The organism is Aeromonas sp. TECH754 (assembly GCF_056279295.1).
Map to the genome: position 1 here is coordinate 203,483 of NZ_JBWBRA010000001.1, position 18,727 is coordinate 222,209.

16 protein-coding genes, 1 tRNA gene and 1 other annotated feature are annotated in these 18,727 nt (G+C 59.3%); of the genes, 11 read left to right on the top strand and 6 right to left on the bottom strand.

Annotated elements, in window-relative coordinates:
• Positions 1-34 precede the first annotated feature (34 nt).
• Genes araA through ACZ9IL_RS00900 form a run of 3 tightly spaced genes read right to left on the bottom strand, consistent with a single transcriptional unit; the run spans position 35 to position 3,921 of the window.
• Positions 35-1,534, bottom strand: a complete 1,500-nt coding sequence (araA, locus tag ACZ9IL_RS00890) for an L-arabinose isomerase (protein ID WP_476001796.1) — start codon at positions 1,532-1,534, stop codon at positions 35-37.
• A 15-nt stretch (positions 1,535-1,549) separates the two neighbouring features.
• Positions 1,550-2,248, bottom strand: a complete 699-nt coding sequence (locus ACZ9IL_RS00895; protein ID WP_476001797.1) for an L-ribulose-5-phosphate 4-epimerase — start codon at positions 2,246-2,248, stop codon at positions 1,550-1,552.
• Positions 2,245-3,921 (bottom strand): ribulokinase, encoded by a 1,677-nt coding sequence (locus ACZ9IL_RS00900; protein WP_476001798.1) that lies wholly within the window; start codon positions 3,919-3,921, stop codon positions 2,245-2,247. The genes ACZ9IL_RS00895 and ACZ9IL_RS00900 overlap by 4 nt, the downstream gene beginning before the upstream one ends.
• 385 nt (positions 3,922-4,306) lie before the next feature.
• Here ACZ9IL_RS00900 and ACZ9IL_RS00905 point away from each other — a divergent pair, with 385 nt between their 5' ends.
• The 6 genes from ACZ9IL_RS00905 to ACZ9IL_RS00930 all read left to right on the top strand — a co-directional run bounded on the left by ACZ9IL_RS00905 (position 4,307) and on the right by ACZ9IL_RS00930 (position 11,702).
• Positions 4,307-5,290 (top strand): arabinose ABC transporter substrate-binding protein, encoded by a 984-nt coding sequence (locus ACZ9IL_RS00905; RefSeq protein ID WP_476001799.1) that lies wholly within the window; start codon positions 4,307-4,309, stop codon positions 5,288-5,290.
• A gap of 72 nt (positions 5,291-5,362) precedes the next feature.
• A complete protein-coding gene (araG, locus tag ACZ9IL_RS00910; protein WP_476001800.1) occupies positions 5,363-6,862 on the top strand; it encodes an L-arabinose ABC transporter ATP-binding protein AraG in 1,500 nt (499 codons plus the stop codon).
• A gap of 50 nt (positions 6,863-6,912) precedes the next feature.
• Positions 6,913-7,914, top strand: coding sequence for an L-arabinose ABC transporter permease AraH (gene araH / locus ACZ9IL_RS00915; protein WP_476001801.1), 1,002 nt, complete (start codon positions 6,913-6,915; stop codon positions 7,912-7,914).
• A 133-nt stretch (positions 7,915-8,047) separates the two neighbouring features.
• The gene (gene araC / locus ACZ9IL_RS00920) at positions 8,048-8,959 is read left to right on the top strand and encodes an arabinose operon transcriptional regulator AraC (protein WP_476001802.1); all 912 of its coding nucleotides are present in this window, start codon (positions 8,048-8,050) and stop codon (positions 8,957-8,959) included.
• Positions 8,960-9,346: 387 nt separating this feature from the next.
• Positions 9,347-10,735 (top strand): glycoside-pentoside-hexuronide (GPH):cation symporter, encoded by a 1,389-nt coding sequence (locus ACZ9IL_RS00925; RefSeq protein WP_476001803.1) that lies wholly within the window; start codon positions 9,347-9,349, stop codon positions 10,733-10,735.
• 13 nt (positions 10,736-10,748) lie between these two features.
• Positions 10,749-11,702, top strand: coding sequence for a glycoside hydrolase family 43 protein (locus tag ACZ9IL_RS00930; protein ID WP_476001804.1), 954 nt, complete (start codon positions 10,749-10,751; stop codon positions 11,700-11,702).
• Positions 11,703-11,867: 165 nt separating this feature from the next.
• On the opposite strand, the gene ACZ9IL_RS00935 is transcribed toward ACZ9IL_RS00930, so the two are convergent.
• Both ACZ9IL_RS00935 and ACZ9IL_RS00940 read right to left on the bottom strand, forming a co-directional pair.
• A tRNA-Arg gene (locus ACZ9IL_RS00935) sits at positions 11,868-11,944 on the bottom strand.
• 50 nt (positions 11,945-11,994) lie between these two features.
• Positions 11,995-13,149, bottom strand: coding sequence for a flagellar assembly protein FlgT (locus ACZ9IL_RS00940; RefSeq protein ID WP_476001805.1), 1,155 nt, complete (start codon positions 13,147-13,149; stop codon positions 11,995-11,997).
• 352 nt (positions 13,150-13,501) lie between these two features.
• On the opposite strand from ACZ9IL_RS00940, the gene ACZ9IL_RS00945 reads away from it, so the two are divergent.
• Entirely contained in the window at positions 13,502-14,122 is a 621-nt protein-coding gene (locus ACZ9IL_RS00945; protein WP_476001806.1) for a FlgO family outer membrane protein, read from the top strand.
• 13 nt (positions 14,123-14,135) lie between these two features.
• A complete protein-coding gene (locus tag ACZ9IL_RS00950) occupies positions 14,136-14,561 on the top strand; it encodes an LPP20 family lipoprotein (protein WP_476001807.1) in 426 nt (141 codons plus the stop codon).
• A gap of 283 nt (positions 14,562-14,844) precedes the next feature.
• Here the strand turns inward: ACZ9IL_RS00950 and pheA are convergent, their stop codons facing one another.
• Positions 14,845-16,017, bottom strand: a complete 1,173-nt coding sequence (gene pheA / locus ACZ9IL_RS00955; RefSeq protein ID WP_476001808.1) for a prephenate dehydratase — start codon at positions 16,015-16,017, stop codon at positions 14,845-14,847.
• Between the two features lie 38 nt (positions 16,018-16,055).
• Positions 16,056-16,178 (bottom strand) — a sequence feature (Phe leader region).
• A 168-nt stretch (positions 16,179-16,346) separates the two neighbouring features.
• On the opposite strand from pheA, the gene ACZ9IL_RS00960 reads away from it, so the two are divergent.
• From ACZ9IL_RS00960 to ACZ9IL_RS00970, 3 genes are all read left to right on the top strand, one after another.
• The gene (locus tag ACZ9IL_RS00960) at positions 16,347-16,946 is read left to right on the top strand and encodes an HAD family hydrolase (RefSeq protein WP_476001809.1); all 600 of its coding nucleotides are present in this window, start codon (positions 16,347-16,349) and stop codon (positions 16,944-16,946) included.
• Positions 16,947-17,105: 159 nt separating this feature from the next.
• Positions 17,106-17,939, top strand: coding sequence for an adenine nucleotide alpha hydrolase family protein (locus tag ACZ9IL_RS00965; protein WP_476001810.1), 834 nt, complete (start codon positions 17,106-17,108; stop codon positions 17,937-17,939).
• 90 nt (positions 17,940-18,029) lie between these two features.
• A complete protein-coding gene (locus ACZ9IL_RS00970) occupies positions 18,030-18,581 on the top strand; it encodes a DUF3157 family protein (protein ID WP_476001811.1) in 552 nt (183 codons plus the stop codon).
• The last annotated feature ends 146 nt before the right edge of the window (positions 18,582-18,727 follow it).

Sequence of the window (18,727 nt, forward strand, 5' to 3'; positions counted from 1 at the left end):
CAAAAAGCCCCCGGGAGTGGGGGCTTGCGAGGGGTCACTGGCAGATCTTGTAGTAGACCTCGTTCCAGCGGATCTCTTGCTTGAAGGCGGGGATCCGGGTGGTTTCATCGATCACCAGGAACTCGATGCCCATGATGTCGGCGAAGGTACGCAACTGCTCGATGTCCACCGCCTGGCTGAAGACCGAGTGGTGGGCGCCGCCGGCCAGGATCCAGGCTTCGGCGCTGGTTTGCAGATTTGGCATGGGGTTCCACAGTGCGCTCGCCACCGGCAGGTTCGGCATGGATTCCGGCAGATCCACCACTTCGAGCTGGTTGACCACCAGGCGGAAGCGATTGCCCATGTCGATCAAACTGGCGTTGATGGCCTTGCCGGCAGGTGCCGAGAACAGCAGGCGCGCCGGATCGGCTTTCTTGCCGATCCCCAGATGCTGGGCATCGAGCACCGGTTTCTCGGCGGCGATGGAGGGGCAGACCTCCAGCATGTGAGAGCCCAGCACCAGGTTGTTGCCCGCCTCGAGATGGTAGGTGTAGTCCTCCATGAAGGAGGTGCCGCCCGGCAGGCCATAGCCCATGATCTTGATGGTGCGCAGCAAGGCCGCGGTTTTCCAGTCACCCTCTGCGCCAAAGCCGAAACCTTGTTGCATCAGGCGCTGACAGGCCAGTCCCGGCAACTGGTGCATGCCGTAGAGATCTTCGAAGGTGGTGGTGAAGGCGCCGAAGTTGCCATCGGTGAGGAATTTCTTCATCCCCAGCTCCTGGCGAGCCGCCTCATACAGGGATTCGCGCTGGGCGCCGCCCGCTTGCACCGCCTCGGTCAGGGTGTAGCTCTGCTCGTACTCTTCCAGCAGCGCCTCGATATCGCTTGCAGGCACGGCGTTGATCACCTTGACCAGATCGCCGACCGGGTGATAGTTCACCTGATAGCCGAATTGGATCTGAGCCTCGATCTTGTCCCCTTCGGTGACGGCGACGTTGCGCATGTTGTCGCCAAAGCGGGCGACTTTCAGCTTGCGGCTGTCATGAATGGCGGCGGCGATCCGCATCCAGTTGCCGATCTTGCTGTGGGTCTCCTCATCCTGCCAGTGGCCGACCACTATGGTGCGCGGCAGGCGCAGGCGGGCCCCCATGAAACCAAACTCGCGGCCACCGTGGGCGGTCTGGTTCAGGTTCATGAAGTCCATGTCGATCTCGCCCCAAGGCAGATCGCGGTTGAACTGGGTGTGAAATTGCAGCAGGGGTTTCTGCAACTGGCTCAGAGCCGGGATCCACATCTTGGCCGGGGAGAAGGTGTGCATCCACACCATCAGCCCCGCGCAGTGCGCGCTGTGATTGGCATCGCGGGCGACGCTGCTGATCTCATCGAGGGTGGTGCCGGTGGGCTTGAGCACGATCTTGAGGGGGAGACCGGCGTGCTCGTTGAGTTGTCTGGTGATGGTGTCGGCGTGATCGGCGACCTGCTTCAGGGTGCTGGCGCCATACAGATGTTGGCTGCCGACCAGGAACCACACTTCCAGCTGCTTCATAAATTCCATGTTCTTGTCCTCTGCTTACGCTTTTGTCTGACCGTAGTAGGCGTGTTTGCCATGCTTGCGCTGGTAGTGTTTTTCCAGCATGTAGTCGGGCAGGTTGTTTGCCTGCGGATTGATTTGATGGGTGAGCCAGGCCATGCGCGCCACCTCTTCCAGCACCACGGCGTTGTGCACCGCTTCATTGGCATCCTTGCCCCAGCTGAAGGGGCCGTGGTTTGCCACCAGAACCCCCGGCATGGTGAGGATGGGGGTCTGTTGCAAGGTCTCGACGATGAGGTGGCCGGTGAGCCCCTCGTAGTCCTCGCTGACCTCAGTCGGGGTCAGCAGGCGGGAGCAGGGCACGGCGCCGTTGAAATAGTCGGCCTGGGTGGTGCCAAACACAGGAATGGCGCGACCGGCCTGGGCCCAGGCGGTGGCGTGGGTGGAGTGGGTATGCACGACGCCGCCAAGCTCGGGGTAGGTGCGATAGAGCACCAGATGGGTGGCGGTGTCGGAGGAGGGACGCAGCACTCCCTCGATCTGCCTGCCCGCCAGATCCAGCACCACCAGATCCTCCAACAGCATCTTGTCGTAGCTGACACCGCTCGGCTTGATGACCACCAGGCCCTGCTCGCGATCGATGCCGCTCACATTGCCCCAGGTGAAGGTCACCAGACCGTGCCTCGGCAGGTCGAGATTGGCGGTGAGCACTTGCTCCTTGAGTCGTTTGAGGTTCATGCCAGGGCTCCTTCGTTGTAGAGGGGCTCGGCGGCGGCGCTCCAGCGAAGATAGCGCTGATACAGCACTTCGTACTCGGCCACCCTGTCGGCCCGGGGCTGGTGGGTGCGTTCAATGCCGCTGGCCATGTCCACCTGGGCATCGGCGACGTTGGGGTAGATCCCGGCGGCGACGGCGGCAAAGATGGCGGCGCCGAGGGCGCAGCACTGATCCGAGGCCACTACCTGGATGGGGCGATTCATCACGTCGGCACAGGTCTGCATGACGCTGCTGGATTTGCGGGCGATGCCGCCGAGGGCGATCACCTGCTCAACCGGCACCTGCTGGCGGGTCATGCACTCCATGATGCTGCGAGCCCCGAACGCGGTGGCCGCCACCAGGGCGCCAAACAGATCGGCGGTGTTGGAGCCCAGGTTCAGACCCGTGATGGTGCCTTGCAGGCGTTGGTTGGCGTAGGGAGTACGGCGGCCGTTGAACCAGTCGAGCACCACCGGCAGATGCTGCAGGTCGAGTTGCTGGTCCCAGGTCGCGGCCAGGCTGGGCAGCAACTGCTGTTTCTGGGTGTCGATGGCGGTGTGCAGCTCGGGATATTGCTCTGCCAGCTGATCCAGTGGCCAGCTCAGCAGCCGTTGATACCAGGCATAGATATCGCCGAAGGCGGACTGTCCCGCCTCCAGCCCGATCATGCCGGGCACCACGCTGCCATCGACCTGACCACAGATCCCTTTGATCGCGCGATCGCCGATGGTCTCGGTGTCGGCGATCAGGATGTCGCAGGTGGAGGTACCGATGACTTTTACCAGCGCATTCTTGCTGGCCCCCGCCCCAACCGCCCCCATGTGGCAATCGAAGGCGCCGCCGGCGATGACCACATCACAGCTCAGATTGAACCGTTCGGCCCACTCAGGCGTCAGCCTGCCCACCGGCACATCGGCGGTCCAGGTATCGCTAAACAGCGGGAAGTCGAGCGCCTGGGTCAGCAGCGGATCCAGGGCATTGAGAAACTCGGCGGGGGGCAAGCCACCCCAGCTCGGGTGCCACAGGGACTTGTGGCCGGCGGCGCAGCGGCCGCGCTTGAGGTCGGCCGGGGCCTGGGTGCCGCTCAGGATGGCAGGCACCCAGTCACAGAGTTCAACCCAGTTGCAGGCGGCCGCACGCACCGCCGCGTCGCTGCGGGAGACGTGCAGGATCTTGGCCCAGAACCACTCGGAGGAATAGATACCGCCGATATAGCGGCTGTAGTCGGCAAACTGGCCACCGTGGCAGAGGGCGGTGATGGCCTCCGCCTCCTCGATGGCGGTGTGATCCTTCCACAACACGAACATGGCATTGGGGTTGTCGGCAAATTCGGGGCGCAGTGCCAGCACTCGGCCTTCGTCATCGATGGGGGCGGGCGTCGAGCCCGTGCTGTCGACCCCGATGCCACGGACGGCGGCGCGTTGTGCAGCGGACAGCTGACCGACCACATTGACCACGGCGTGCTCCATCGATTCCATGTAGTCGAGGGGGTGGTGGCGGAACTGGTTCTGGATCGGCTGGCAGTATTTGCCGGCCTGCCAGCGCGGGTAGTAGACAACGTGAGTGGCGAGTTCGGCGCCGTCGTGACAACGAACGGCGAGTGCCCTGACCGAGTCGCTACCGAAGTCGAGTCCGATGACGATGTGCTCAAGCATGCTGTGCTCCTGACCATTAATGAATGGGGTGACTGGGGAGCAACCATAGGAGATGAGACGAGGAGGGAGTTATCAATAGGCTGCTAAAAATATGGATATTTAAGCTGTTAATGTAAGGGTGTGACCGGGTACTTAAATCCGATATATGACGATTTAGCTAAAGATATAGACTAAATAGCTACGATCCCATGGCGTGATCCTGCTCTCAAACTCCCACCTGAAAAACTACTAAAACTAAGCTCGCTCATAGGCACTGAATAACGAAACAAGAATAACATTATGTTTTGAAATGTTTTTATGCTCGCTGTGAATTGAGTGAAGCAAATGAATCAATAAGCAGCTCCTCTTAGATACATGGATTGATTGAACGATTGGAGACAATGGCATGAACAAAATAGTTAAAAGCATGATTGCTGTCGGATTGGCACTTGGCATAGCAAATACTGCTTTTTCTGCCGAACAATTGAAGCTGGGTTATCTGGTCAAGCAGCCGGAAGAACCCTGGTTCCAGACCGAGTGGAACTTCGCCGACAAGGCGGGTAAAGACCTCGGCTTTGACGTCATCAAGATCGCCGTGCCGGATGGTGAGAAGACGCTGAATGCGATCGACAGCCTGGCGGCAAACGGGGCCAAAGGATTCGTTATTTGTACTCCTGATCCCAAGCTCGGGGCGGCCATCATGGCCAAGGCCAAGAGCATGGATCTGAAAGTCATCACTGTGGATGACCAGTTCGTCAATGCCAAGGGCCAGCCGATGTCGGATGTGCCGCTGGTGATGATGGCCGCCACCAAGATCGGTGAGCGTCAGGGCCAGGAGCTGCACAAAGAGATGCAGAATCGCCAGTGGGATCTGAAGGCATCGGCCGTGTTGGCGATCACCGCCGATGAGCTGGATACCGCCCGCCGCCGCGTCGAAGGCTCCCTGAGTGCCTTGCAGGCCGCAGGCTTCCCCGATGCCCAGATCTATCGCGCCCCGACCAAGGCCAACGACATTCCTGGTGCCCTGGATGCGGCGAACTCCATGCTGGTGCAGCACCCGGAGGTGAAGAACTGGCTCATCGTCGGCATGAATGACAACACGGTGCTGGGCGGCGTCCGTGCCACCGAAGGGCAGGGCTTCAAGGCCGAGAGCGTCATCGGCATCGGCATCAACGGGGTGGATGCGGTGAATGAGCTGTCCAAATCGAAGGCGACCGGCTTCTTCGGTTCCCTGCTGCCAAGCCCGGACGTGCATGGCTACAAGAGCATCCAGATGCTGCACGACTGGGTCACCAATGATGTCGAGCCGGCCAAGTTCACCGAAGTGACCGATGTGGTGCTGATCACCCGCAACAACTTCAAGGAAGAGCTGCAGAAGAAAGGCCTGTAATAGTCGTCATTAGTACTGGCATTGATACCGGCATGGCGCAGAGCCGCCATGCCGGTTGCTTGGAGTGAACACATGAATCAGTCAGTTCCTTATTTGGAGTTTTGCGGCATCAGCAAGGAGTTTCCTGGTGTCAAGGCGCTGCAAAATGTCTCCTTTTCCTGCCATCAGGGCACGGTCCATGCGCTGATGGGAGAGAATGGAGCCGGAAAATCCACCCTGCTCAAGATCCTGAGTGGCTTTCAGGCGCCGACCACCGGGGTCGTCAAGCTGGCCGGTCAGGATCAGGTCTTCCAGAGCACGGTCGATGCCCTGGAGAGCGGGATCGCCATCATCTATCAGGAGCTGCATCTGGTGCCTGAGATGACGGTGGCCGAGAACATCTATCTCGGCCAGCTGCCGACCCGGCGCGGGGTCATAGACCGGGAAAAACTCTATCAGGATGCGGCGAAACAGCTGACCCGGCTGGGGATGGACGTGGCACCAGAGACGCCACTCAAATACCTGTCGCTCGGTCAGTGGCAGATGGTGGAAATCGCCAAGGCGCTGACCCGTGATGCCAGCATCATCGCCTTCGATGAGCCGACCAGCAGCCTCTCCGCCCGCGAGATCGAACAGCTGTTCCGGGTCATTCGCCAACTGCGCGACGAAGGCAAGGTGATCCTCTACGTCTCCCACCGCATGGACGAGATCTTCGAGCTGTGCGACGCCATCACCGTCTTCAAGGATGGCCAGTTCGTGCGCACCTTCGCCTCCATGGCCGAGGTCAACCGCGACCTGCTGGTCAAGACCATGGTGGGGCGCGAGCTGACCGATATCTACGGCTATAGCCCGCGCCCGCTGGGTGAGGTGGGCTTGCAGGTCCGTGAGCTGATGGGGTCAGGGTTGAAGGCGCCCGTCTCATTCGAGGTCAGGCGCGGGGAGATCCTCGGCATCTTCGGACTGGTCGGCGCCGGTCGTAGCGAGCTGATGAAGCTCATCTTCGGCGCCGACAAGATGGTGTCCGGCGACATATCCATCTTCGGTAAGCCGGTGACGATTCGTGGCCCTATCGACGCCATCCGCAGCGGGATCATGCTCTGCACCGAAGACCGCAAGGCGCTCGGCATCATTCCCATCCACTCGGTACAGGAAAATATCAACATCAGTGCGCGCCGCCACAAGGCGTGGGGAGGCTTCTGGATCAACCAGAAGTGGGAGGATGAGAACGCCAGGCTGCGGATCCGCGACATGCGGGTCAAGACCCCGTCACCCCAGCAGGCCATCATGAACCTCTCCGGCGGCAACCAGCAGAAGGCCATTCTGGGGCGCTGGCTCTCGGAAGACATGAAGGTGATCCTGCTCGACGAACCGACCCGGGGCATCGACGTCGGGGCAAAGAACGAGATCTACAACGTGATTTACGATCTGGCCAAGGTCGGCATTGCCGTGGTGGTGGTGTCGAGCGAACTGCCGGAAGTGCTGGGCGTGGCGGACCGCATCATGGTCATGCGGGAAGGGCTGATCGCGGGGGAGCTATCCCATGATGAAGCCGACGAAATAAAGGCACTGAATCTGGCGATGCCTGCGCGGTAATCCCTTATCACCCCATTCGACAGCGACCCAGAATAACAAGGAGCAATACCATGACTACCACCACCTCAACCGGACAGCAATCGAGCCTGTCCACGGCAAACAGCCCCCGACTGCAACTGGCCCGTATCTGGGATCAATACGGCATGCTCGTGGTCTTCGCCATCCTGTTTCTGCTGGCCTGTGCCCTGGTGCCCAACTTTGCCAGCCTGATCAACATGCGCGGGCTTGGCCTTGCCGTCTCCATGTCTGGCATGGTGGCGTGCGGCATGCTGTTTTGCCTGGCTTCCGGCGAGTTTGACATGTCGGTCGGCTCTGTCGTGGCTTGTTCCGGCGTGGCCTGCGCCGTGGCGATCAACGCGACCGAGAGCATCACCGTCGGCATCTTTGCCGGGATGGCGGTCGGGGTGTTGTTTGGTCTCATCAACGGCATCGTGGTGGCCAAATTCAAGATCAATGCCCTGATCACCACGCTGGCGACCATGCAGATGGCGCGCGGGGTGGGTTACATCATCTCGGACGGCAAGGCGGTCGGTATCGTCGAAGAGGGCTTCTTCGATCTGGGCAACTCCGCCTTGCTGGGCATTCCGACGCCAGTCTGGCTGACCGCACTCTGCTTCATCCTGTTTGGTCTGCTGCTGAACAAAACCACCTTCGGTCGCAATACCCTGGCGATGGGGGGGAATGAAGAGGCGGCGCGACTGGCCGGGGTCAACGTGGTGCGCACCAAGATCATCATCTTCACCATGACCGGTCTCATCGCCTCGATCGCGGGCATCATACTCGCGTCCCGCATGACCTCGGGGCAGCCCATGACCTCCATCGGTTTCGAGCTGGTGGTCATCTCGGCCTGCGTGCTGGGCGGGGTCTCCATGAAGGGGGGGATCGGCAAGATCTCTTACGTCATCGCGGGGGTATTGATCCTGGGGTTGATGGAGAACGCCATGAACCTGCTCAACATCTCGCCGTTTGCCCAGTATGTGGTACGGGGCTTGATCCTGTTGGCCGCCGTGCTGTTTGACCGCTACAAGCAGGTGCGCAAGGCTCGTATCTGACGCCGCAGACCAGGCCAGCCCCCCGCTGGCCTGGTTGTTTACACTGTGTTTCATGTCAATGAGTGTGATCCAGCTCAATTATCCCGCATCGGGCTGGCCGCCAGATAGCGTATTCGGAGGATGAATCTCTACAATGGCTGACGCTGATTTTTTTACTGAAACGCTTTTCTCTGCCATGTCCTCGATACAGAAAGACAAGCCAAAACAACTCAATCCCCTGTTGCCGGGGTACGCATTCAATGTGTTCCTCGTATCCGACATGACCCCCATCGAGAAGGGGAGCGCGCTCGACTTCATCATCGATCGCCCGAGCGGGATGAAGGGCTTCATCGTCAATCTGACCATCAAGGGAAAGGGGCAGATCTTTCAGGGCGATCAGGCTTTTACGGTCGAGCCTGGGGATCTGTTGCTGTTCCCGCCCGCGGCGGTGCACTGTTACGGTCGGGCGCAGGATGCACAGGAGTGGCATCACCGCTGGGTCTATTTCAGGCCAAGGGCCTATTGGGCCGACTGGCTCAAGTGGCCGCATGTGGTCGAGAAGGTGGGGCGATTGAACCTGGCCGATGAGCAGTTGCTCCAGGAGTTCGATGATCTCTTTATCGATATCGCGGAGACCCACAAGCAGATCCGCCCCATGTCTGAACAGCTGGCGATGAACCTGCTGGAGCGCCTGCTGATCCGTTGTCATGAGGTCACCTCCCTGACGGAATATTCCCCTATCGATCACCGCGTTCATGAGGCCTGCCAGATCCTGAGCGAGTCGCTCTCGGCGGAAATCTCTATTGAGGCGCTGGCTGAAAGAGTTTTTCTCTCCCCCTCACGCCTCGCTCATCTGTTCCGGGATCAGGTCGGGGTGAGTATCGTGCGCTGGCGTGAGGATCAAAGGATCATGCGTGCCAAGCTGCTGCTGCAAACCACCCCCCTGGCGGTGGCCGTCATCGGCCAGCAAGTCGGCTATGACGATCAGCTCTACTTCTCCCGGGTGTTCAAGAAGCGGGTCGGGGTCAGCCCGACCGAATATCGCAAGTGTGCCGCCCCGCTCTGATGGTTTCGCTGCCCCATGACATCCAATTCAGAGTGCCCGGATGACCCCAGTTATAAAATATCGGTATTGCCACCCTGTCCCGGAGCATGACGGGGTGATGATATTATTGCAGGATGATTGGAATACCCTCTGGTGAGTCAGGGGCAGTTCAGGTGGGTTGATAATTTATATCCAGTCAGGGTTGCAATTAAAAGCAATACATGTCTGGCTAGATTTAAATGATACTATATTAGCCATTCTCTCAATTATTTCATCCGGATCCAGCGAGCGTCACACTTTACTGCCCATGACAACATTATCCATATTCTCAGCAAATTCTTGGCAGGTAAGACTTTCATCAGGGATGAATAATGTTGTTCACGAACTTATTGCTCGGGAGAGCTGACGATGGAAAGCAATCGACTATCGGTGAGAGAAAAAATCGGTTATGGGATGGGCGATGCCGGATGCAATATTCTGTTTGGTACCATAATGCTCTTTGTTAATTATTTTTATACCGACGTATTTGGTCTTGCGCCGGCCTTGGTGGGGGTGCTGTTACTCTCGGTGAGAATCATCGACGCAATAACGGATCCCATTATGGGGGCCATCGCCGATAGAACGCAGAGCCGCTGGGGCCGTTTTCGCCCATGGCTATTATGGATGGCCCTGCCATTTGCCATCTGCAGCATTTTGATGTTCACGACTCCCGACTGGAGTTATGAAAGCAAGGTTATCTATGCCTTTGCAACCTATTTCCTGTGCTCGCTTGCCTACACTGCCGTCGGCGTGCCTTATTGCTCGCTGGGCAGCGTGATCACCAACGATCCGAAGGAGCGTGTCTCCTGCCAATCCTATCGCTTTGTCATGGTGGGGATAGCAACCCTGATCCTGTCGCTGACGCTGTTGCCAATGGTAGCGTGGTTTGGTAATGGGGATAAGGCGAAGGGCTATCAAATGGCCATGGCGGTGCTCGCGGTACTCGCCATGTGCATGTATTTATTCTGCTTCGCGACAGTCCGCGAGCGTATTCATCCGGCGGTGCCAACCACCAGCGATATCAAATCAGATTTGATAGATATCTGGAAGAATGATCAGTGGGTGCGAATTTTATTGCTGACGTTGTGCAATGTCTGCCCTGGCTTTATTCGCATGGCCGCCACCATGTATTACGTCCTCTGGGTCATGCAACAAAGCACCGGCTTTGCCACTATGTTCATCAGTCTTGGGGTAGTCGGCATGATGGGTGGCAGCATGCTTGCCAAAACCTTGACCGACCGGTTCTGCAAGCTGAAGGTATTTTTCTGGACGAACATCGCGCTGGCCCTCTTCTCCTGCGGCTTCTACTTCCTCGATCCAAATGCCACTGTGCTGATCGTTGTGATGTATTTCTTGCTCAATATTCTGCATCAGATCCCTTCTCCGCTGCACTGGTCGCTGATGGCCGATGTGGATGACTATGGCGAATGGAAAACCGGTAAACGCATCACAGGTATCAGCTTCTCCGGAAACCTGTTCTTCCTGAAACTTGGCCTAGCGATAGCGGGTGCCATGGTTGGTTTCCTGCTTTCCTGGTATGGCTATGACGCGAGCGCACAGCAGCAAAATCCGGATGCGGTCCATGGCATCGTCATGCTGTTCACCATCATTCCAGGGATTGGATACCTGATCACCGCCGGTGTCGTGCGCCTGCTTAAAGTCGACACGAAATTGATGAGGCAGATTCAAGAAGATCTGAAGAAACGCCGTACCAACTATCAGGAACTCAATAGCAAACCTGTTGACGCCGGAATATAAGGAACACTAAGTTATGCATCAATCCTGGCCTAATCCATTTATCGAACAACGTGCAGATCCATTTATTCTGTGCCATGAAGGATTTTATTATTTTATTGCCTCTGTGCCGGAATATGACAGGATCGAAATTCGATGTGCTGCCACTATCGATGGTTTGGCCAATGCAATAGCCGTTGTGGTATGGCGCAAGCCTGACATAGGCCCCATGAGCAACCTTATTTGGGCGCCAGAGCTGCACCATATTGATGGTAAATGGTATATCTATTTCGCGGCGGCTCACACCCAGGCTCTTGATAGCCTTAATATGTTCCAGCATCGAATGTTTGTGCTGGAATGCGCGGATAGGGATCCGCTGATGGGTCAATGGCGGGCAATAGGGAAAATAAAGACGCAGTTCGATACCTTCAGCCTGGATGCCACCAGCTTCCATCATCAGGGCAAACAATGGTATCTCTGGGCACAAAAAGCCCCTGATATTCCTGGCAACTCGAATATCTATCTGGCGGAGATGGAGACACCATGGTCAATTAAGGGTGAGCCAGTGTTGCTTAGCAAACCCGAATTACCCTGGGAATGCCGAGGATTCCTGGTGAACGAAGGGCCCGCCGTGGTGGTGCATGGGGAGAGACTCTTTGTGAGTTATTCGGCCAGCGCCACGGATGAAAACTATTGCCTTGGGCTATTGTGGATCGATATAAATTCAGACCCAATTGATGTCGAAAATTGGCATAAATTCCCGCATCCCGTCTTTACTACCAGTTATAAAAACAGGCAGTTTGGGCCGGGCCACAATAGTTTCACTAAAACGCATGAAGGCGATGATGTACTGGTTTATCACGGGCGAAATTACACGGAGATCGAAGGCGATCCGTTGTATGACCCCAATCGTCATACCCGTCTGAAAATGATCGCCTGGAATGATGAGGGGATGCCTCTATTTGGCATACCACCGGCGGATCATGGTTAAAGCCGGCTGCCCCGGGTTGCTGTGCTGCCTGGGGATGATCTTGGCAGGTGACGCTTGATGGTGCGGTCAGGCGTACAGGCATCGACGTGGCTGGCGAAGCGAGTTCCCTAGAGCCATAAACGACCAAGGGGTTGGCATCTGATGATGCCAACCCCTTGTCTTGTATGGTGTTCCCGACTGGAGTCGAACCAGTGGCCTGTCCCTTAGGAGGGGACCGCTCTATCCAACTGAGCTACGGGAACCTTGTGGCGGGCATTATACAAGAAGCCACCGCCTTTTAAACCCTTGATTCCTATTCCAATACGGCCAAATCACCGACTTGGACGTTAAACGGCGAATATTTGTTCTGACTGCTGATGACGGCGCCATCCTCGAACACCTGCACCACCTCGAACAGGCCATCGGCCGGGTTGCGCATCACGCGGGACTTGCCATAAGGATCGACGAAGTCGGCGCTGTGCTGAATGCGGAACTGATCCCCGAGTTTGACGCCGTTACGCCGTCCCAAATTGATATGAGGGCCGTGCTCGTGCTGGCCGACGATGCGGGCGGTGACCTGGGCACAAGTCAGCTCGGCGATGATGTCCTGCGCCGCCTCTTGCAACTGGTAGTTCACCTCCTGGCCGTAACTCGACTGCCAGAACTGGCCGCTGCTGCTGCCGACCTGCTCCCGCTTGGAGAAGGTCCAGTTGGCGCGGCCCTGATACTCCTTGCGGCCGAGCAGGCTGCCGTTGATGCCGTCGAACAGGTAGAGCTGCATGCGGAAATTGCGGATGGGGTCCCGGTACCAGCTGGTCAGCTGGTTGCCCTGAGGCTCGAGGGAGAGATCGTCGATGCTGCCGAGCACCAGATACTGGCTGTCGGTGCGCAGGCTGAGGGCCTTGATCTCCTCAAGGACGCTGCGGTCTCCCTGCTGCAGATGGAGCGGATCGATGCGCAGGTTCTCATCCAGCCACTGGCGGGCGAGCACCCCTTGTGGCGCGCCCACCAGGGTTTCGAACAGACGACGGGAGAGATCGGCCGGCATGTCGTCGAGGGCACCGGTGCTGGCCTGATCCGGGTAACGCATCCGCAGCCGAACCAGCGTCAAATCCTTGGCGTACTGCTGGGTCTGGCAGATCTGGCGCTGTGCCAGGATATCGGCCTGCACCGTGATGTACATGCGGCCGTTGCGCACCTCCTCCCGCTTGAGCCGGTACTGGCGGATGTCGCCCCCCGAGCGGATCTGGATCTGCTCGGAGCGCAGGCTGCCGTTCTCCAGACGCTGGATGCTGGAGACGGCCGCGCCGCTCGCCAGCAGGGCTTGGCGCAGGGCATCCCGGGTCGCCTGCTCGCGAGCATAGGCTTCATCGCCGTCCAGAATGGCGGCGCTGCCCTGGGCCTCGATGAGCTCGGCCCGGGCCGACAGGCTGGCCAGCAGCAGGGTTAACAGCAGCACAACTTTCATAACAGACACCTTGAATAAGCAGACACCGGCGGCCGGCTGTCGAGACGACGGCCAGGGCCGGGACTGAGCATGAACACTTGCCGGTTTGCACTTTTGCTGCAAATAAAAGCAAGATCCATGCCTCATTCCTGACCACCGGCGTGTCCGGAGCTGGGGATCGTCGCGGCGGATCCCGTCCGGCCTGCCCGGCAGGCAGGATCCTGTCTTGCCGCAAGCCTGGTGAGTGGCAGTCTGTGTTGTCTCGCCGCCCTGCCTGCGGATGAACGACTGCGAGATCCTTCCTGCATTCCCGCCTCAAGTGTTGGCTGTTTCGACCGATAACAAGTCAGGTGTAGATACAGGAAAGGTATCCATGAACAGATTTATCACGGCGCTGGCTCTCGCGCTGGCGTTGGCCGGCTGCGGGGCCGCCGATCCCATCAACCGGGATCAAGGGGATCCTCGTCAGGCGGCGAAGGGGATGGAGCTCAACTGGCTGGTGGCGCGCATGACCGATCAGCTGATGGAGCGCAAATCCCTCACCACCCTGGCCGAGCCCATCGCCGTCGCCTCCTTCGTCGATCTCGATACCCTCAAGGACACCAACTGGATGGGGCTGCAGATCGAGGAGAGCTTCATCTATGAGCTCAACCGGCGCGGGGAAGTGGTGGTGGACTTCAAGACCACGGGTAGCATTCAGGTGACTCCCGGTGGTGACTTCGTGATGAGCCGCAACTACCGGGATCTCTCGGCCCGTCTGCCCATTTCCCGCATCCTGACCGGCACCTTCAGTCGCAACTCGCAGGGGATCCTGGTCAACGCCCGCATCATCGATCTGCGCACCAAGATGGTGGAGACCACGGCCCAGAGCCTGATCCCGCAACAATATCTGTCCGGCGCCAGCAATTCGTTTGGCCGGGCATCCGTCAACCGGGGTTACCTGATGCGGGGCGGCCAGAGCCCGTCCGGCCATCTGGTCAACCTGACCCCCTGACAAGGAGCAACAGATGAAGATTCTACTGGGTTTCCTGATGGCGATGCTATTGACTGCCTGCAGCGGGAATAGAGTCGTGAATTACGACGGCGGGGGCAAACCGGATGATTTCCCGGTGCTCAAGGCGGTCGGCTACGCGGTGATCGACATCCAGCCGGGGCCGTCCCAGTCGGAGAAGATGCTGCAGGCCATTCGCGCCTCCAAGATGGATGCCTACCGGGAGCTGGCAGAACAGCTCAACGGCCAGCAGGTGAGCGGCCGCAGCAGCTACAAGGACCTGACCCAGACCGCCAACACCCTGGATGTGTCGGTGGCCGGCATGGTGCGTGGCGCCCGGGTGGTGGCAACCTATCCCCGTGGCAACACCTATGCCACCGAGCTCGAACTCGATACCCGCAACCTCTATCACCTCAACCAGCTGATGGCGGGCCAGTTCTAGGGGCCGCCGGCACCCGTGTGAACAAGGCGAGCCAGGGGCTCGCCTTTTTGTTGCCCGGGATCCGGATCTGCCGGGTGTAGCAGGGGTATTGTCGCCCCATAAGTCTGGAAAAAGGGTCTCGCTGGCGGCCTGGCGCGTATCAATAAAGTGAATGCTCGGTGCCTGTCGTTCAATTTGATTAAACGTGCAGTCGAGGGGGATGGCTGTGGGGGAGGGGACGGGCGGGGTCAGGGAGAGAAAAAAAGAGGCGAGCAGGATGCTCGCCTCTTGCGGTCGGGGCGGCCTATTTACCCATCAGCACCGGCGGCACCGTGGTGGGCTTGACGTCTTCGCTCGGGTAGCAGCCCAGCACCTTGACGTAGCGGGTGATCTTGGTCAGCTCCAGCAGGGCGGCCTGCATGTCGGGGGTCTGCAGGTTGGCGGAAACATCCAGATAGAACATCTCCTCCCAGGGGTTGCCCTGCACCGGCCGGGATTCCAGCTTGGTCATGTTGATGTCGTGGCTGCGCAGCACCAGCAGCGCCTCGACCAGGGAGCCGGGACGCTGGGAGGTGGACATGATGAGGGTCGTCTTGGCCGGGATCTGCGGCGCCACGTCGATGGGTTTGCGGGCCACCACGATGAAGCGGCTGTAGTTCTCTTTCTGGTTCGCGAGCTGCTCGGCCAGCACATCCAGCCCATAGAGCTCGCCACCCGCCGCGCTGCCGATGGCTGCCGCCTCCGGGCTCGCCAGCTCCTTGACCTTCATCATGGCGCTGGAGGAGGAGTCGCAGATCTCGTGGCGGGCGCCTTCCAGTTTGCTCAGGTAGTGGGAGCACTGCTGGAACACCTGCGGATGGGCGTAGAAGGTCTTGATGCGGGTGAGTTCGGTCGGCACCGCGGTGAGGATGCAGTGCTCGATGGGGTAGGTCAGCTCACCGACGATGGAGAGGGTGGTGTGCTGCATCACGTCGTACACCTCGTTGATGGAGCCCGAGCTGGTGTTCTCGATGGGCAAGACTCCGAAGGCGGCACGGCCCGATTCCACCGAATCCAGTACCTCGCGGAAATTCTGGCAGTTCACCTCGATCACCTGATCCTTGTAGCGAGCCAGGTACTTGCGCGCCGCCAGACTGGAGTAAGAGCCGCGCGGGCCCAGATAGGCGACGCTGGTCATGGGCTCCTGCTGCTCCGGGTTGAGCAGGCTCTGCAGATAGGCCTGCTGGGAGAGCACCGAGTCTTCGATGATGGTGTGGTAGAGGCGGGTGATGTACTGGGCATCGAGCCCGAGCAGACGGCCCTTCTGGATCAGGGCGACCAGCAGATCCTGCTCACGCTGGGTGTCGCGGATGGGACGCGGGTTGGCCTGCTTGGCCCGGGCGACCTCGATGCTGAGGGTCTTGCGTTTGGCCAGCAGGGCGAGCAGCTCCTGATCCAACTGGGTAATGTCGTGTCTGATCTCGTCGAGCGTTGCCATTGTGATTCCCTATCCAACTTGTCTGTGGTGGTGAGTGCAAAAAAAAGCCTCCGCTAGGGGAGGCTCGATTCGTCTTTGCTTTCTGTTCATGCGACGACAGGGCCTTCCCTCATGTGGGCCGGATAAACGAGAAAACAAAGAAGAACGGTGCGTGCATGGGGTTGTCCTTGAGGTAACGTCATAACCATTAAGGGATTTAGGCGTTCGATGCAAGTAAAACTTGCCCGGGCGTCTGGTTGGAGGCAGGGTATTTGCACGAGGCGATGGGGCGATCCGGTGCAGGATCGGCGCCATCGAGACCTGGATTTGGACAGCAGGAGAGTGAAACGATGGCGATTATCTTCGATCTGGGACGGGTGGTGGTGAGCTGGGATCCGGTGGCCATAGTGAGCTCGGTGATGGGGCCGGCGAGGGCCGAGGAATTGGCGGAACGGCTGTTCAATCACCCAGACTGGCTGGAGGTGGACAGGGGCACCCTCTCCCTGCACGCCATGGCGCGCCAGGCCGAGGCACGCACCGGTTTGTCTGCGGCGCAGAACCTCGCGATCCTCGACGCCGTGCCCGCCTCGCTGGTACCGGATCCCGCCATGCTGGCGCTGATCGAGCAACTGCACGGTGCCGGCCACGCCCTTTACGCGCTCTCCAACATGGGCCATGCCAGTATCGACTGGCTGGAGCAACACCAGTCGTTCTGGCGCTTCTTCAGCGGCAAGGTGGTGTCGGCGCGAGTGCGGATGATGAAGCCGGAGCCCGATATCTACCGCTACCTGTTGGTATCATTCAGTCTCAAGGCGGAAGAGTGCCTGTTTATCGACGACAGCCCGGCCAACGTCGCGGCCGCCGAGGCGCTGGGGATCGGGGGCATGGTGTTCATCGACGCGGCGCAGTGTCGGCGGCAGCTGATCGAGTCGGGGTTGTTGCCCGCCTGAGCCGGGCGGTGTGGCGTCACCATGGGATCCATACCAGGCCATGGACAGTGCCGTTAGCGTCTTTGTTTAAATAAAGCACTGATTTATGCCGTTCGTTTCAGTGTATATTCAGTCTTTTGCCAGCAGAATGGCAGCCAATTCATTATCGGGGCCCATGCTATGGATGCCAATGTCGTTGTACTGAACAGAGGGTACGATCAGAGCTTTCAGGATCGGGAGCAGCAGCTCATCGAGATCCTGTCTGGCTATGACGAGCTGATCGTCACCTTCTCGGGGCGACTGGAGTCCTGCTACAGCATGGATCTGTGCCGGGCCAGCGGGGTGCGGTTCAGTGCCATCACCCTGGATAACCCGACTCTCAGCCGCAAGGCGGTGGCCAGGGCCAAGCGTTATTGCCAGCATTACGGCATCGCCCATCAGGTGATCAAGAGCGACGAGATGATCTTCAGCGTGCATCTTGGCCATCTCGCCGACGTCAAGGACCCGGTGCGTTACCTCTGCCAGCGGCTTGACCGTCATGAAGAGGGTCCACCGATCCTGATGTCGGCCTCCGTCGAGGAGATGCGGGAGTATCTGCGCCGTTTCCATAGCCTGCCCCCTAACACGCTCTGGCTCTATGCCGAGCAGGGCATGACCAGCCGGGATTTTCGCTACGGCTTCAACAAGCGGCGGCTGGATCTCTGGGGCAAGGGGGGAGAGGTCTGCCTGAGCCGGCGCTTCTCCGAGCCGGAGTCTCTGGATGGCCACCATCTGCGAATGGTGGACATGGCCGAGCAGATGCTCTCCGACATGGGGCTGGATGAGGCGCTCGTCTACTTCCACACCCTGGCGGACAGGGCGACGACCCTGGCGCGAGTGCGGATCCCCCAGCGGCTGCGGGCGCGGGTGTTCGATATGCAGACCGCCATACTCGAGATACTGCAGAGTTCCCAGTTCGATCTGGTCACCCTGGACATGGTGGCGGCGGAGGATCCCCAGGCGGTGGGCAGCTGAAGAGGGTCGGAACGTGAGTCGGGTCATAGGCAAGGGCGATCCGACTCTCTATACTGGCCCTCCTTTGCATCCCTATCGAGTCACTAGCCTATGAAGCCCCTGTCCCGACTGCTGGTCGCCCTCTGTCTCTCCCCTCTGCTGGCCCAGGCCGCCCCTTTGACTCAGGTTGCCCTGCCGGATGGGCGCCAGGTTCAACTCAACGATGACTTCACCTGGGAATATCTGCTGATCAAGCCGGCGACCACGGCCGAGGCGACGGTGGCGGGGGCCGCAGTGGCGCCTGTGCTGACCGAGCAAGCCCGGGCGAATCCTGATCTGCTCTCCCAGGCGGTGCGTGACGGCATCACCGTCAAGCTGAACCGGATCGAGGGTGAAGATCCGCTGCAGTTGGAGTTCATGCTGAGCAACACCGGCAGCCGCAACGCGGTGCGGGTGAACGGCACTGTCACCCTGTTCAGCGCCGAGGGGACACAGTTGTCGAGCCAGGAGGTGCACTTCTGGGTCGGGGAAAACCGGCTGCCCGACTCCTATCTGCGCAAGGGGGAGCAGCGTCCCTCCCGCGCCATCGAGCTGGCTCGTCCCGCTGGCCTGAGCGGTCAGCCGCTGGTGCGGGTACAGATAGACGAAGTCGAGTTTCGCTGAGTCTCGGCAAACGGGCCGCCGGGCCCGTTTGCCTGTTCAATTGTTAACCCGGTAATCGCCAGCAATATTTGCTTACATCTGCAATGGTTTCGAAACAGCTTGCCGCTCGGCTCCCCGCCCTTTGCCCGTCACAATGACCCCATACC